The following is a 15,132-nucleotide window of genomic DNA, read 5'->3' as shown; positions in this document are numbered from 1 at the left end:
TGCTCTCACGCGCCCTTGCGGTGACGGTCCTCCAGGGCCTCGATGTGGTCCGCGACGGCGACCACGATCACCCTGGTCTCGGGCTCGGTGGCCCGCCAACGGTGCCGTACGCCACCGGACATGTACAGCGTGTCACCGCGTCCGAGGCGGTGGGCGCGGCCCTCGGCCTCGACCTCGACGGCGCCGTCGACGACGTACATCAGCTCGTCGTTGCGGTGCTGGACCTCGCGGCCCTCGTCGTGGTCGCCGGTGAACTCCATGGCGTGCAGCTGGTGGTGCCCGCGCACCAGGGAGCGCGAGCAGGCGTCGGGAGGCGTGAAACCGTCCTCGTCGGCGGCACGCACCACGTCGACACTGCACGCCGGGTCGGCCGCGGCGAGGAGTTCGACGGCGGTGGTGCCGAGGGCGTCCGCGATGCGTTCCAGGGAGGGCCTGCTGGGGCGGGCCCGTTCGTTCTCGACCTGGCTGAGGAAGGGGACCGACAGACCGCTGCGCTCGGCCACGGCGGCGAGGGTGAGCTCCTGTGCCCGGCGCCGCCGCCGAACGGCCGCGCCCACCCGAAGGGGCTGTTCTTTGTGGTCGCCCATCGCTCCGGCTCCCTCCTTCGCTCGTCGGTCGGCTCGCGAACACCCACCCGGGCGGGCCCGCGAACGCTCACTGGTCCGGTTACGGATACCCACCCGTCCGGCACTCACCGGGCGCGCTCCTCCTGATGAGTTCTCTGCACCCTACGCATGTTCGGCAAACCGTTTCACGCGCCCGTCACATCCCTGTAAACCGGCAGGGGGTCCATGCTCACACTTCTCGCCAGCCGCGCCACCCTTCCGCCTCCCCTCCCCCGGCCTCCTCGTGCCGCACGAGGCGCGGAGAGGCCGCCCAAGGCGAACGCGCGACGTGACACGGCCCGTACACCCCGTCACCGGAAGTCCCCTTGCGGGTCCGCCGCCCACGACACCCCTCCCGCGCAGCCAGGACACCGTCCCGGGCGTCTCCACGGGACCACCCTCGCGACCATGAAGTCATGCACGGCGAAAGAGAGTTGAAGAACCGAGAGCGGCCCGCCCCACCGGCCGGCGGGCTGCCGGGCCGGGTGGATGCGGACCGCCTCAGGGTTGTCCGGATCTTTACTCGTACGCCAGTACGCGACTCCCCTCATCCGTTCGGGAAGTCGCGCCCGGCCGCCTCACTCCGCCGCTTCACGCGGCCGTCTCGTCGACGATCACTTCACGGGGGCCATTTCGTCGACGATCCCCGGATGCGCGTCGATCCACTTCTCGACGCCCTCGTCCTCCTGGCCCCGCCCCGCCTTCTGGACGGCTTGCACCAGGCTCATCAGCTCGTCCGGGGCCATGTGCCAGTTCTTCAACCAGCCGTTCAGCTCGGAGTACTTCTCGGGGAAGTCCCGGTGCGCGAGCGTACGGATCTGGTTGTTCGCACCCCAGGTCTTCTCGGGGTCGGCGAGCCGACGGAGGGGCAGGCAGCGCAGGACGGCTTCCCGCGCGGGGTTCGATGCCGACGATCCGCCCCTGGAACTCGTCCTTGTGCGCCCGCAGGTCGTCCATGGTGCGCACGCCCTTCACGTACGACGGGACGGCGATCTCCAGCGACGTCCTGTCGTACGAGGCGCCGAGGCCGACGAGTTCGCTCTTGCACTTGTCCCAGTACGACTTCTGCGCGACCGGCAGCCAGGCGTCGAACTCGACGTCGGCCTGACCGGTGGACAGGCCCGTGAACAGCGGCCCGATGTCGAGCTTGGTCTTCTTCGGCCGGTAGCGGCGCCGACCCTCAGCCGGTCCACCGCGTCGTCGGGTCGTCTGCCGAAGACCTTGAACAGGCCCTCGGCTTCGAGTCCGGATGACTCCCTGGCCGACACATGCACCTCTTGGACAGCGACGAAACGGCCCGCCTCCCCCGCCCGCAGGCCGGCCGTGGAGCGCGGCGGGATCGGCCCGCCCGGCGCGTGGTGTCGACACCACGGCCGGCGCTGCTCCGGGGCCGCGCCTGCCCCGGCCCGACCGGCCGAATCGCGACCGTGGTCCGCTTCACGGGGCGTTCGCCGCAGGCCAGGGGCGTTCACGGAACACCTCCACGGGGCGCACGCGCTGCGGCGTCGGGACCCGTGCGCACCGGGATCGGGGCCGGTGCGCTGTCGTGTCGGGGCCGTCGGCTGTTGCGCGAGGCCGTGTGTCTGTGGTGTACGGCATGATGCGGGGCGTGACCCGACGCCTGATGCTCCTCGACACCGCCTCGCTCTACTTCCGCGCCTACTTCGGGGTGCCGGAATCCGTGAAGGCCCCGGACGGCACCCCGGTGAACGCCGTGCGCGGGCTCCTCGAATTCATCGACCGGCTGGTGAAGGACCATCGGCCGACGGACCTGGTGGCCTGCATGGACGCCGACTGGCGGCCGCAGTGGCGAGTCGACCTCATCCCCTCCTACAAGGCGCACCGCGTCGCCGAGGAGCACGAGGTCGGACCCGACGAGGAGGAGGTGCCGGACACCCTCTCACCGCAGGTGCCGGTCATCGAGGCGGTGCTGGACGCGCTCGGCATCGCGCGCGTGGGCGTCGCCGGGTACGAGGCGGACGACGTGATCGGCACCTTCACGGCCCGGGCGAAGGACCCGGTCGACATCGTCACCGGCGACCGCGACCTGTACCAGCTGGTCGACGACGAGCGCGAGGTACGGGTGCTCTATCCGTTGAAGGGCGTGGGCACGCTGCAGCTCACCGACGAGGCGTGGCTGCGCGAGAAGTACGGGGTGGTCGGGCGCGGGTACGCGGACCTGGCCCTGTTGCGCGGCGACCCGAGCGACGGTCTGCCCGGTGTGCCGGGCATCGGCGAGAAGACGGCGGCGAAGCTGCTCGACCAGTTCGGCGACCTGGCCGGGATCATGGCCGCGGTCGACGACCCGGCGGCGAAACTGACCCCGTCGCAGCGCAAGAGGCTCGACGAGGCGCGGGCCTATGTCGCGGTCGCGCCCAAGGTGGTCCTGGTGGCGGCCGACGTACCCTTGCCGGACGTCGACACGGCACTGCCGCGCGAGCCGCGGGATCCGGCGGCACTGGAGGCGCTCGGGGCGCGCTGGGGGCTCGGCGGATCGTTGCAGAGGCTCCTGGCCACGCTCGGAACATGAGAAGTGCGCCTCGGAGGGGGCGTACGCCGGAGGGCGGGGCGACACTTCTGTAGTGAGGGCTCTGAGGCGCGATTCACATCGCGAAGTCCTCGTACACGCTCCGAGCATGGGGTGTTCATCAGGGGGAGATGGTAACTTAGGTAAGCCTTAGCTAGGTATTTGGGAGGCTGTTATGGCAGAGCGTCCGGAACGCAGGACCCCGAAGCCCCACACCGCGCGAGTCGTCCGCACCGAGCGGCTCACTCCGCATATGCAGCGCGTCGTACTCGGTGGCGACGGCCTCACCGAGTTCTCCCTGCGCGGCAGCACCGATCATTACGTGAAACTCCTGTTCGGCCCCGAGGGTGTGACCTACCCGGAGCCCTTCGACATCGAGCGGATCCGCGCGGAGTTCCCCCGGGACCAGTGGCCGGTGACCCGGACGTACACCGTGCGCGCCTGGGACCCCGAACTGCGCGAGCTGACCCTCGACTTCGTGCTGCACGGCGACGAGGGCATCGCCGGTCCGTGGGCCACCCGTGTCCAGCCGGGCGAGCTGATCCGTTTCCTGGGCCCCGGCGGCGCGTACGCGCCCAACCCGGAGGCCGACTGGCACCTCCTCGTCGGTGACGAGTCCGCCCTGCCGGCCATCGGCGCCTCGCTGGAGGCCCTTCCCGACGGTGCCCGCGCGCACGCGATCGTCGAGGTCGCCGGCGCCGAGGAGGAGCAGAAGATCAACTCCGATGTGGAGGTGGTCTGGGTGCACCGCGGCGACCGTCCCGTGGGCGCTGCCCTCGTCGAGGCCGTACGCGCGCTGGAGTTCCCCGAGGGCCGACTGCACGCCTTCGTCCACGGCGAGGCCGGCTTCGTCAAGGAACTGCGCCGACTGCTCCGCGTCGAACTGGCCGTTCCCCGCGAGGACTTGTCCGTCTCCGGCTACTGGCGCCTCGGCCACGACGAGGACGGCTGGCAGGCCTCGAAGAAGGAGTGGAACGCCCGCGTGGAGGCCGAACAGGAGAGCCCGCCCGCGCCGGTGTGACCCCCACGGCCACGGCGAAGGGCCCCACGCCGCCACGACCGCGCGCCCTGCCCTGACCGGCGGGGGCGCGGCTTCGTCCCAGGACAAGCCCGGGGGAGGTGAGGTACGTCCGGGACGCCGATGCCCAGGCCCCGGCGGGCGGTTCAGTTCCTCGGCCCGCGACCTCGCACGCCGGTTGCGGCTCCAGCTCGCGAACGGCGAACCGGACGGCGACCGGGTCATCGCCACCAACCCCCTCGAACGCATCCACCTCCCCCGGACCGCCTGCCGGCCACCGCCCGCGCCGGCTTCCACGGCCTCGGCCGGAACGTCTCCTGACGACGACCTCGGCCGCCTCCGGCTCGGCCACACCGGCGCGTTCACCCTCGGCGCCCACACCGACGTCACGATGCTCCCTGGCGAACAGCTCTGCATCGTCGTCCTCACCAACGGCTCCCCCGTCGGCCTCGCGGACGCCGTGGCCCTGAAAACGGCCGGGACGACCTCGGTGGCGATCGAGGCGTTCGACGCGAAGGGGCTGCGGACGTTTCAGACGTCCGTGAGTCGGTCAGGGAGAAGGCCGGGGAGAAGGTCCACCAGCCGCGCCAGCGCCTCCGCGAGCGTCACCACCCCCGGGCCCGGCGCCCCGCCCGGCTCGGCCATGTAGACGTCCCGGCGGATCTCGATCATCAGGGCGCTCACCCTCGGGTCCCGCCCGTAGTACCGCAACGGGACGTACGCGCCCCCGAACGGGCTGTCGACACCCGTCCCACCGAACCCGCTGAACGCCTCCTCGGCGGCGTCGAGCAGGCCGGCCGGCGTATGGAAGGGGTCGGTGCCCAGGCAGACGGGCGGCCGGGGACCGTCGCCGTGCAGCTCGTAGGGCAGGCGCTCGCTCGGGTACGAGTGGACGTCGACGACCACCGCCCGCCCCACGGCTTCCAGCCGGTCGGTGACGGCTTCGGTCATGGCGTCGGCGTACGGACGGAAGTAGCCGTCGACGAGCGACCTCCCACTCCCGTCGAGGGGCAGACCGTCGTGGCCGGCCGGACGCAGCACCTCGCCGTGCGTGGTCCGTGTGTACACGGCGCCCATGCCCACGGCCAGCATCTCCTCCCGCTCGTCCGGGAACCGCTCGGGGTCGACCACGAGCCGGGACAACTGGTTCACGAACCGCCACGGGCGCAGGGCCGACCGCCCGGCGGCCGACTCGGCGATGCGGTCCGTGTACGCGTCGGTGATGTGGTCCAACTCCCGGGCCAGAGCGGCGTCGTCGAGCACGATCCCGCTCCGTACGGCGGCCGGGATCACGCGCGAACCGTGCGGCACGTGGAGCAGCACGGGCGACTCGGGAGCGCCCGGGTGGAGCAGGTGGGAGGGCGGCGACGCGTCGTTCATCCGGAGGCTCCTCACCGCGGTCGTCGGGGCGGGGCCGGCTGCCCGCAGCCGCTCAGCATAGAAGCGACACTCCACCGACCCCACCACACCCACCCACCCCGACGTGCTCCACGACCACACCTCTCCGTCGCGCCTTGTCCCGGGCCCCCACCCCCGCCATGGTCGTGAGGATTTGGGCTCGCACCGGACACGGTCGCGTGACGCGCGCGACACAGGCCTCCCCTAATTTCTGTCGCCCGACAGGAATGCGCGCCTCTCGTGCGCCAGAGCTCGCGTCCCCCGGGCGCGAAGGCTCGCGCCGCTTGTTGCGAAAGCAGGTTGCCGCCATGACGAGCACCGCCCCCGAACTCCGTCCGGAGTCGCCCCACTCCCCCGACGACCGCTCCCTGACCGAGTTCGGCTACCGCCAGGAACTGCACCGCAGCCTGAGCAGATACGCCTCGTTCGCCGCCGGTTTCTCCTTCATCTCGGTCCTCACGACCGTCTTCCAGTTCTTCGCCTTCGGATACGCGTTCGGCGGCCCGGTGTTCTTCTGGACCTGGCCGGCGGTCCTCGTCGGCCAGTTGCTGGTGGCCGCCTGCTTCGCGGAACTCGCGGCGCGCTACCCGATATCGGGCTCGATCTACCAGTGGTCCTCGCGCCTGTCCAACCGGACCTTCGGCTGGTTCGCCGGCTGGATCATGGTGATCGGACAGATCGTGGTGGTCGCGGCGGCCGCGCTCGCGCTCCAGATGGTGCTGCCGGCGATCTGGTCGGGCTTCCAGCTCGTGGGCGGCGACCCGACACCCACGTCGTCGACGGGCGCGGCGAACGCGGCCGTCCTGGGCGTGTTCCTGCTGGTCCTCACGACGACAGTGAACGTCCTCGACAACCGGGTGCTGTCCGTGGTCAACCGGGTGGGCGTGACCGCCGAGATCATCGGCGCGATCCTGATCATCGTCCTGCTGCTCACCCACTCCGAGCGCACCCCCGGCATCACGTTCCACATGGCCGAGGGCAGCACCGATCTGCTGGGGGCCCTGCTGGTGGGCTCGTTCATGGCGGCGTATGTGATGATCGGCTTCGACAGCGCGGGCGAGATGAGCGAGGAGACGCACAACCCCCGCCGCACCGCGCCCCGCACGATCCTCACGGCGCTCGGCGCGGCCGGTCTGCTCGGCGGTCTGCTGGTGCTCGGCGGTCTGCTCGCCGCGCCGAGCCTGACCGACGGCAGGCTCGGCGTGGACGGTCTGAGCTATGTGCTGACCAGCAGCCTCGGTGACGGTGTGGGCCGCCTCCTGCTCGCCGACGTGGTGGTGGCGATCATCGTGGCCACGCTCGCGATCCAGACGTCGGCCTGCCGCATGCTCTTCTCGATGGCCCGCGACGGCCGGCTCCCCTTCGCCGCACGGCTCGCCGAGGTCAACCCGCGCACCGGCATGCCCACCGCCCCCGCCGTGGTCGTCGGTGTCCTCGCCGCCGCCCTGCTCCTCCTCAACTTCGCCTCGCCGGAGGCGTTCCTGGCCATCGGCACGACCTGCATCGTGATGCTGTACCTGGCGTACACGATGGTCACCGGCCCGCTCCTGATCCGTCGGCTGAAGGGCACGTTCCCCACCGTCGGCACCGACGAGACCGGCAAGCCCCTCTTCTCCCTGGGCCGCTGGGGCGTCCCCGTCAACGCCCTCGCCCTCCTCTACGGCCTCTTCATGACCGTCAATCTGGCCTGGCCCCGAGCGGAGGTCTACGACCCGGCCGGCGGCCACTGGTGGTTCCAGTGGTTCACGGTCCTGTTCCTCCTGGCCACGATGGCCGCGGGCACCGCATACCACCTCCTCCACAAGCACCGCACGCGCTCCAGTTGACGCTCGTCCCGCTGCGCACCTTCACCCCGTCCCGCCTCGGCACCGCACCGTCCGCCCGCCCGGCACACAGGCCCGGCACAGACGGCGCGCAGGGCAGGGCGAGGCCGTGCGCCGCTCCATGCGCCGGGGTCGTACGCCCTTTCGGTCGCCCTGAAGTCATCGCATGGTGCGAAGTGGTGGCCTGTCAGGGCGGGTTGCCGCCGCACCAGGGGGCCGGAATGAGAGAGCGTCCGACGGTGTGTCATACACCTTTCGCGGGAGAGTGGCCTGTCTTCACATCTCCCGCCCTGAATTCAAGCCAAACGATTGACAAATCATCATAGGGCTTCCTCGCTCACGTCTCTGGACGGTCCGCCGAGGTTGACGCGGGACAACGTGGAGCGGATGGTGGTTTGGAAGGTCAATTCCCCGGAGAGCGTCCAGAGGAAGGCGGGGCGATTCACGGCCTGGTCACCGACGGCTCGGTCGCGGCGATGGTGATCACGGATCTTCTGCACCGTCCGTATGTCACCTCGAAGGTCACGGCCGAGACAGCGCCCGGCACGCAGGCAGCCAGGCCACGTTCGACCTGTTCCGCCGGCACGACCAGCAAGCCCGGTTCGTACGCGGGTCGGCGGCGCCGCCGTCGCAGCGTAGGGAGCACAGCGCGTCATTCATGGACCTGGTGGCGGCATGTACGCCGTCGACCAGGACAGAGGGCGGTGCAGAGGCACGTCGTCACAGACAGGAGGCAGCCGTGGCGGACACCTTCCAGATACCCTCGTTCTACATGCCGTTCCCGGCCAGGGTGAACCCCCACTTGGAAGAGACCCGTCCACGCGTTCGCGCGTGGGCGCACTCCATGGGATTACTCGAACCGCAGCACACCGATTCGCACCACGGCGGGTGGAGTGCCGAGGTCTTCGACCGGGCGGACTTCACCCGTTTCACCGCACTGACCTATCCGCACGCGTCGGCCCGTGAGCTGGAACTGCTGTCCTGCTGGCACAGTGTGATCTGGTGCCTCGACGACATCTTCCTGCCCTGGTGCGAGGCTCTCGGCAAGCGGGAGCAGATCCTCGACCACATCGAGCGCCTGATGACCTTCCTGCCGGTGACGGCAGCCTTCCCGGCCTCGGGCCCGGCTCCGAAGGAGCCGCTGGAACGCGCGCTGGCCGATCTGTGGCAGCGCACCGCCCCCGCGGTATCCCTCTCGTGGCAGTTCCTGTACACCAGGTCGGTCCGACAGTTCCTGGAAGCCTCGCTGTGGGAGACGGAGAACCTCACCCGCCCTCGGTTCCCCGACCTCATCGAGCAGACGGAGATGCGCCGTGACTACGGCGCGGCCGGGTGCAGCGCCCTGCTGATGGAGCACTCGCTCGGCTGGGAGATCACCGAGGACATCCGCGCGACCCGCCCCTTCTCCGTACTGATCAACGCGTTCCGCGACACCGTCGACCTGCACAACGACATCGTGTCCTACCCCAAGGAGGTGCGCGAAGGTGTCGCCAGGAACAACATCGTGCGCGTCATCCAGGAACTGCACGGCGTCCCCCTCCACGAGGCGGTCTCCCTCGTCAACCGCATCCTGACGGGGCGGGTCAGGACTCTGGAGGAGACGGTCAGGTCGGACCTTCCGCAGGCCCTGCACGACCTGCGTACGAACCAGCACACCCAACGCGCCGTCCTCCGCCATGCCCGGGCCATCCAGGGCTGGGCCGCGGGCTCCTACCACTGGCACGAGGACACCGATCGCTACCGGTGCGCCGCCTGACGCCATCGGCCGAAGGCCCGCCCGGAAGGGGGGACCGGACCGCACCGGCGCGTCCGGTCCCCTCGTACGCTTGACCGTGATGAGACGCAGACGTCCGGTCCCCCCTTCCCCGCTGCCGCAGCACGACGGCGTCGATCCGGTGCGGGTCAGGCTGCCGCAGGGGACGGCGTGGGCAACCGTGCGCGATCACCTGGTGGAGCGGCTCGCGGCCGGGCCTGGCGTGATCGACGGCATGCTGGACGCGGGACTGATCGTGGACGCCGACGGGCGGCCCGTGCCGCGTGACACGGCGTATGTGCCGGGCATGTACGTGTGGTTCCACCGGGACCTGCCCTGCGAGGTGCCGGTGCCGTTCGCGCTGGACGTCGTGTACCGCGACGAGCACGTCGTCGTGGTCGACAAGCCGCACTTCCTGGCCACGACACCTCGCGGCAGCCATGTCACCGAGACCGCACTCGCCCGGCTCCGCCGCGAGCTGAGGCTGCCCGCGCTGAGCGCCGCCCACCGGCTGGACCGGCTCACCGCCGGGCTGGTGCTGTTCACCGTGCGCCCCGAGGAGCGCGGCGCCTACCAGTCGCTGTTCCGCGACCGCCTCGTGGCCAAGGAGTACGAGGCCGTCGCCCCGTACGACCCGGAGCTCCCCCTTCCCCGCACCGTGCGCAGCCGAATCGTGAAGGAGCGCGGGGTCATGGCGGCCCGAGAGGTCGAGGGCGAACCCAACGCCGTCAGCGGGGTGGAGTTGCTGCGGCACCGGGACGACGGCCTGGCCCTCTATCGGCTCACGCCCCGCACCGGACAGACGCATCAACTGCGGGTGCACATGGCCGCAGTGGGCGTGCCGATCCTCGGTGACCCGCTGTACCCGGACGTGCGGGACCCCGTGCCGGCCGACGACTTCAGTCGCCCGCTGCAACTGCTGGCGCGGGTGCTGGAGTTCACCGATCCGGTCACGGGGCGCGAGCACCGGTTCGTGAGCGGGCGGGTGCTTCAGGCATGGGCGTCGTACGAGGAATGGGCGGGCACACCGTACGACGCCCGGGCCTGAGAGTGTGGCTATCGGCCGCTCAGCCACAGCAGCACGCGGCGCAGGAGCCCGGGACGGGCGGGGGGTTCGGCCGTCGTCGGCGCCGCCTGCGTGATCCCGGAGGCGGGGCACCCGGGCGGCGGGCTCGACACGGTGGCCTGGTGGCCCTCGCGCTGGATCGGCACCGGGCGGCCGAGGGGCCGCGGCTCCACGACCTCCTTCTCCTTCGGCTCGAAGCGCACCGGAAGGCGGACGAGATGCCGGGTCGAGATCGAGGCCCGCCATCGCAGCTCGTGTTCCCCGCAGTTGAGCTGGATGTCCGGAAGACGCGCCAGCAGGGCGTCGACACCGACGTCGGCGATGGCTCGGCCCGTGTCCTGGCCCGGGCACTCGTGCGGGCCGCCGCCGAAGGCGAGGTGGGAGCGGTTGCCCTGCATGTTGGCGGTGAGATCGGGCCGTACCCGCGGGTCGACGTTGCCCGGTGCGATACCGAAGAGCAGACCGTCGCCCTTGCGGATCCGCTGACCGCCCAGCTCCGTGTCCTGCTTGGCGAAGTAGGCGAGCTGGGTGCTGAACGGGGGCTCGTCCCACAGGGACTGCTCGACCGCCTCGGGCACCGTCATCTGGCCGCCCTTGAGCTGGGCGCGGAACCCGGGGTTGGTGAGGACCACGCGGAGCACGTTGGCGAGGAGGTTGGTGGTGGCCTCGTACGCGGCGATGAGCACGACGCGCAGGTGCTGGCTGACCTCCTCGTCGTTGAGCTTGGCCGGGTGGTTGATCAGGTGACTGGTGAAGTCCTCCTGGGGGTGGGCCCTGCGGCGGGCGGTGAGCCCCATCAGGGCTTCCATGATGTAGGCGTTGCTGGCGATGGCCGTCTCGGTGCCCTTGAGCATGTCGCGGGCCGCGTGCACCAGCCGTTCGTTGTACTCCTCGGGCATGCCGAGGATCTCGCACATCACCGCCATCGGCAGGTGCTCGGCGAACTGGCTGACGAGGTCCGCCTCGCCCTCCTCGCAGAACTCGTTGACGAGCTGCTGGGTGTAGCGGTTGATGCTGCGGCGGATGCCCCGGAAGTTGATGGTCGACATGGCGCCGGTGACCGCGCCGCGCAGCCGCAGGTGCTCGTCACCCTCGGCGTGGCAGCAGATGGGCTGCCACGCGATGTGCGGCATCAGCGGGTTGTCGGGCTTGAACGTGCCGTCCTGGAGCTTGTTCCACAGCCGGGTGTCCCGGGAGTACTGCGACGGCGTGCTCACCATGTGCAGGTTCTCGCCGTGCCCCAGCACCACCCAGATGGGTACGTCGTCGTGGAGCAGGGCGGGGGCCACCGAGCCGTGTTCCGCGCGGAGCTTCTCGTACACGGCTCCCAGGTCCTCCGCCTCGGGGCCGTACAGGCGGCGGAGCCCGCCGGGGCCCGTGCCGTGGGCGGGGCAACCGGAAGGCGGCCCGAGTGTGGGGTCGTCCGTGTCGGTCAGGGACTTTGATTCAGGCGTCACGGTGCTCGCTCCGAACTGAGGTGGATCCGGTGTCCGAAGAGGTGGATCCGGTGTCTGAAGGTGAGGGAATTACGGGGAGGGCGGGAGGCGCCCGGCGCGCCCGGCGCGCGGGCGCGCGCCGGTCAGGCCGTGGCCGCTCCCGGTGCCGCCGCCCGCGACATCGCCAGGGAGTGCAGGAAGGTCATGAGGGTCATCAGGACGTCCCGGCTGGACGCCCGGCGGCGTACGTCGCAGCGGATGATCGGGATCTCCTCGGCCAGGTCGAGGGCCTGACGCAGCTCCTCGATGGCGTAGCAGGGCGCGTCCGGGAAGTCGTTGACGGCGACGACGAAGGGCACACCGCGCTCCTCCAGGCGGCCCATGACGTCGAAGCTCACCTCCAGCCGACGGGTGTCGACCAGGACGACCGCCCCGAGGGCGCCCTCGAACAGGCCGTTCCACAGGAACCAGAAGCGCTCCTGTCCGGGGGTGCCGAACAGATAGAGCACCAGCTCGTCCGTGATGCTGATGCGGCCGAAGTCCATGGCCACGGTGGTGGCCGTCTTGGACTTGGAACCGAAGTTGTCGTCGACCCCGATGCCGGCCTGGGTCATGGTCTCCTCGGTCGTCAGCGGCCTGATCTCGCTGACGGACCCCACCATGGTCGTCTTGCCGACGCCGAAACCGCCCACGATCACGATCTTCGCCGCGGCCTGTGCGGTGTGCGGCAGGTGGTCCTCGGTCCGTGGACCCGTGATGGTGTCAGAGCTTTTGAAGTCCATGCATCACCGCTTCGAGGAGGGAACGGTCTGCCCGCGCCTGCCGGACGACCGGTGCGCGTGCCTGAACCAGTTCGGCCGTCAGCAGCTCGGTGAGCAGGACGGTCACCACGCTGATCGGCAGGTTGAGATAGGCCGAGATCTCGGCCACGGACAGGGGGGCCTGGCAGATCCGGAGCAACGCCGACTGCTCCGGAGCGGCGGACGGCGGCGGATCGGCGCGCGCCACGATTAACGTGACGAGGTCGATCGGGGCTCGCTCGCCCTCCGCCCCGGTGAGGATGTAGAGCCGCTCGGGCGGGCGACCGCCCGACTCGCCTGCGGGCTCCTCGCCCTCGGCGTGCACGGAGGACGAGGACGGCAGGGGAGGCGGAGGCGAGGGCTCGTGCCTGGGTGGGCGCCGTCGGCGTTGCGGAGGCGTCATACGGTCTGCCCGTTCCGCCGCGGCGGACTGGTGAGGTGGGAGCCGATCCGGTCGACGAGGTCGCGCATGCGGTTGCTCATCAGGCCGGGCTCGGCGACCTCGTTGGCGAGGACGGCGAGGTAGGCGTTGGCTCCGGCGGCCATCATGTAGAAGTAGCCGCCGTTGATCTCGATGATGACCATCCGCATGTAGCCGTCGCTCTGGGGGATCTCACCGGCCACGGCGCCGGCCAGGCTCTGCAGTCCCGCGCAGGCGGCGGCGACCCGGTCGGCGGCGTCCGGGTCACCGCCGTGGCGGGCGATCCGAAGACCGTCGGCGGAGAGCACGACGATCTGTTGGATACCGGGTACGCCGTCGGCCAGATCCTTCAGCAGCCAGTCGAAATTGGCTCGTTGCTGGATCACTTGAGGTCCCCCTCGTCGTCGGCCTCGGTGCGGGCCGGCTCGGTGTTCGCGGTGAGAGCGTCGTTGCTCGCGGTGGATGCGGTGGACCCCGTCGGATCGTCCGGGTTCCGTCGGGCGTTCGGGTCGGGGTCGCCCTTGAGCCCGGCCATGAACGCCTCGACCCACATGCCGGGCGGCGGCAGCTCCTTCTCCGGCTCGGGCTCGGGCTGCCACACAGGGGCGGCGGCCATGGCGGCCTCGGCGGCGGCCTCCGCGGCGGCGGCCTCGGCGTAGCGCTGGCTGAGCGGGATCTTGCTGCGGCTGCGGCGCTGCGGCAGGCCGTTGGCGGTCCACTCGGTGACGACGGGAACGTCGTCCTCCATGTCCCGGCTCATCTCCTCCGCGGAGCTCGGGATCCGCGGGCCGGTGGTCGGGCGGCGGCGCTTGGGCTTGCGGTCCGGGCCCGGGACGCCACCGTTGTCGATGGTCGTCACGGCGCCGGCGCCGATGCCGTGCGCGAGGCCGGGGGCGGGTTCGTCGGTCAGCAGGTCGCGGGGCACGATGATCACGGCGCGGACGCCGCCGTAGGCGGAGGGCCGCAGCGAGACGTGCATCTTGTACATGGTCGACAGACGTCCCACGACGGCGAGGCCGAGGCGCGGGGTGTCGCCCATCTCCTGGATGTCCAGGCCCTGCTGGGCCTTGGCGAGCATGTCCTCGACCTTGGCCCGGCTCTCCTCGCTGAGGCTGATGCCGCCGTCCTCGATCTCGATGGCGATGCCGGTCTGCACCTCCACGGCGGTGACGTGCACCTTGGTGTGGGGCGGCGAGTAGCGGGTGGCGTTGTCGAGGAGTTCGGCGCAGGCGTGGATGACCGGTTCGACGCCGACGCCGTTGACGTTGACCTTGGCGATCGATTCGAGCTCGATGCGGCGGTACTCCAGGATGCGGGACATGGCGCCGCGCAGCACGCTGTAGAGCGGCACGGGCCGGGTCCACACGCGGCCGGGGCGGCTGCCGCCGAGGACGGCGATGGAGTCGGCGAGGCGGCCGATCAGGGCGGTGCCGTGGTCGATGCGCAGCAGGTCGTCGAAGACCTCGGGATTGCGCCCGTGGTCCTCCTCCATCTCGCGGAGTTCGTTGTTCTGCTGGTGCACGATCGCCTGGACGCGGCGGGCGATGTTGACGAACGACCGCTGCGAGGAGTCGCGCAGTGCTTCCTCGCGGTCGACGATGGTGAGGAGGATGCGCAGCAATTCTCGCTGGGATTCCGGAAGTTCGCGCCACTCGGCGTCACCGTCGACGACGTGACGAATCACCTCTGAGGGGGATTCTCCGGTGCGCAGCCGGTACAGCGCGGCGGGCAGGATCTCCTTGCCCAGCCGGATGAATTCCTCGTCCTGGGCGGCGATCCGCTGTTCGAGGTAGGTGGTCCGGCGCTGCTGTTCGGCGCGTAGTTCCCGGACCGTACGACGGCCGCCGCGGACCGCGACGAGGGCGACCGTGAGCAGCAGGAGCGTCGCGACGGCTCCGCACAAGCCGACGGCGAGCCGGGCCGAACCCGTCACCAGGAAGACGGTGGTCCCGGTCGCCGCGGCCATCAGTATCGCCGGTAGCGGCAGCACGCGCGCGTAGGGAAGTTCACGGCCACCGGGAGGCGATTGAACACTCACCATGTATGCCCTCTAAAGACGGTTCGGCTGATGGTCGGGGGACTTGCGGGGAGTTGCTGGAGGTTGCTCTGGTTCATCCGCGAATCAAACTGCGTCTTCGGTATTTTTTGGAACAAGCGCCCGAATACATCTCAACTCGGTGCGCTGCGGGCGAGCTTAGTCCGACCGGATCATCGCTGTGTCATATTCAGCAACCGCCTGAAATCACCCTCGCGCAAGGAGTACGCTCTGGTCATTTACACGCCGG

Annotated in this window: 14 protein-coding genes and 1 pseudogene; 6 read left to right on the top strand and 9 right to left on the bottom strand. The window is 70.4% G+C overall.

All coding sequences use genetic code 11. From position 1 onward, the window contains the following. Window positions 1-5: 5 nt before the first annotated feature. The 3 genes and pseudogenes from P8T65_RS38445 to P8T65_RS47495 all read right to left on the bottom strand — a co-directional run. Window positions 6-587 (bottom strand): XRE family transcriptional regulator, encoded by a 582-nt coding sequence (locus tag P8T65_RS38445; RefSeq protein WP_316729938.1) that lies wholly within the window; start codon window positions 585-587, stop codon window positions 6-8. Between the two features lie 632 nt (window positions 588-1,219). Beyond that, window positions 1,220-1,423, bottom strand: a complete 204-nt coding sequence (locus P8T65_RS38440) for a hypothetical protein (protein WP_316731860.1) — start codon at window positions 1,421-1,423, stop codon at window positions 1,220-1,222. Between the two features lie 130 nt (window positions 1,424-1,553). Continuing rightward, window positions 1,554-1,724 (bottom strand): annotated as a pseudogene (locus P8T65_RS47495) (glycine betaine ABC transporter substrate-binding protein); the annotation flags it as partial. Window positions 1,725-2,205: 481 nt separating this feature from the next. On the opposite strand from P8T65_RS47495, the gene P8T65_RS38430 reads away from it, so the two are divergent. Both P8T65_RS38430 and P8T65_RS38425 read left to right on the top strand, forming a co-directional pair. Next, window positions 2,206-3,135, top strand: a complete 930-nt coding sequence (locus P8T65_RS38430) for a 5'-3' exonuclease (protein WP_316731859.1) — start codon at window positions 2,206-2,208, stop codon at window positions 3,133-3,135. 172 nt (window positions 3,136-3,307) lie between these two features. Continuing rightward, a complete protein-coding gene (locus P8T65_RS38425; protein WP_316729937.1) occupies window positions 3,308-4,153 on the top strand; it encodes a siderophore-interacting protein in 846 nt (281 codons plus the stop codon). A gap of 528 nt (window positions 4,154-4,681) precedes the next feature. On the opposite strand, the gene P8T65_RS38420 is transcribed toward P8T65_RS38425, so the two are convergent. Continuing rightward, window positions 4,682-5,530 carry an N-formylglutamate amidohydrolase gene (locus tag P8T65_RS38420; protein WP_316729935.1) on the bottom strand — a complete coding sequence of 283 codons (849 nt, stop codon included), beginning with the start codon at window positions 5,528-5,530 and terminating at the stop codon, window positions 4,682-4,684. A gap of 326 nt (window positions 5,531-5,856) precedes the next feature. Here P8T65_RS38420 and P8T65_RS38415 point away from each other — a divergent pair, with 326 nt between their 5' ends. The 4 genes from P8T65_RS38415 (at window position 5,857) to P8T65_RS38405 (ending at window position 10,172) form a co-directional block, all read left to right on the top strand. Then, on the top strand, window positions 5,857-7,374 hold the full coding sequence (locus P8T65_RS38415; RefSeq protein WP_316729934.1) for an amino acid permease: 1,518 nt from the start codon (window positions 5,857-5,859) through the stop codon (window positions 7,372-7,374). A 392-nt stretch (window positions 7,375-7,766) separates the two neighbouring features. After that, window positions 7,767-8,165, top strand: a complete 399-nt coding sequence (locus P8T65_RS47490) for a DUF6192 family protein (RefSeq protein WP_399101955.1) — start codon at window positions 7,767-7,769, stop codon at window positions 8,163-8,165. Further along, window positions 8,111-9,127 (top strand): terpene synthase family protein, encoded by a 1,017-nt coding sequence (locus P8T65_RS38410; RefSeq protein WP_316729932.1) that lies wholly within the window; start codon window positions 8,111-8,113, stop codon window positions 9,125-9,127. Before P8T65_RS47490 ends, P8T65_RS38410 begins: the two co-directional genes overlap by 55 nt. Window positions 9,128-9,206: 79 nt before the next feature. Continuing rightward, the gene (locus P8T65_RS38405) at window positions 9,207-10,172 is read left to right on the top strand and encodes a pseudouridine synthase (RefSeq protein WP_316729931.1); all 966 of its coding nucleotides are present in this window, start codon (window positions 9,207-9,209) and stop codon (window positions 10,170-10,172) included. Between the two features lie 8 nt (window positions 10,173-10,180). Here the strand turns inward: P8T65_RS38405 and P8T65_RS38400 are convergent, their stop codons facing one another. The 5 genes from P8T65_RS38400 to P8T65_RS38380 all read right to left on the bottom strand — a co-directional run bounded on the left by P8T65_RS38400 (window position 10,181) and on the right by P8T65_RS38380 (window position 14,888). Then, the gene (locus P8T65_RS38400; protein WP_316729930.1) at window positions 10,181-11,647 is read right to left on the bottom strand and encodes a cytochrome P450; all 1,467 of its coding nucleotides are present in this window, start codon (window positions 11,645-11,647) and stop codon (window positions 10,181-10,183) included. 122 nt (window positions 11,648-11,769) lie between these two features. Beyond that, window positions 11,770-12,408, bottom strand: a complete 639-nt coding sequence (locus tag P8T65_RS38395; protein WP_316729928.1) for an ATP/GTP-binding protein — start codon at window positions 12,406-12,408, stop codon at window positions 11,770-11,772. After that, window positions 12,389-12,829 carry a DUF742 domain-containing protein gene (locus P8T65_RS38390; protein WP_316729927.1) on the bottom strand — a complete coding sequence of 147 codons (441 nt, stop codon included), beginning with the start codon at window positions 12,827-12,829 and terminating at the stop codon, window positions 12,389-12,391. Before P8T65_RS38390 ends, P8T65_RS38395 begins: the two co-directional genes overlap by 20 nt. Further along, the gene (locus tag P8T65_RS38385; protein WP_316729926.1) at window positions 12,826-13,233 is read right to left on the bottom strand and encodes a roadblock/LC7 domain-containing protein; all 408 of its coding nucleotides are present in this window, start codon (window positions 13,231-13,233) and stop codon (window positions 12,826-12,828) included. Before P8T65_RS38385 ends, P8T65_RS38390 begins: the two co-directional genes overlap by 4 nt. After that, on the bottom strand, window positions 13,230-14,888 hold the full coding sequence (locus P8T65_RS38380) for an ATP-binding protein (RefSeq protein ID WP_316729925.1): 1,659 nt from the start codon (window positions 14,886-14,888) through the stop codon (window positions 13,230-13,232). Before P8T65_RS38380 ends, P8T65_RS38385 begins: the two co-directional genes overlap by 4 nt. Window positions 14,889-15,132 lie beyond the last annotated feature (244 nt).

The sequence above is a fragment of the Streptomyces sp. 11x1 genome (assembly GCF_032598905.1).
In the GTDB taxonomy this organism is placed as follows: Bacteria; Actinomycetota; Actinomycetes; order Streptomycetales; family Streptomycetaceae; genus Streptomyces.
Note: the sequence above shows the minus strand (reverse complement) of the source record. Positions and strands in the feature narration are given on the sequence as shown.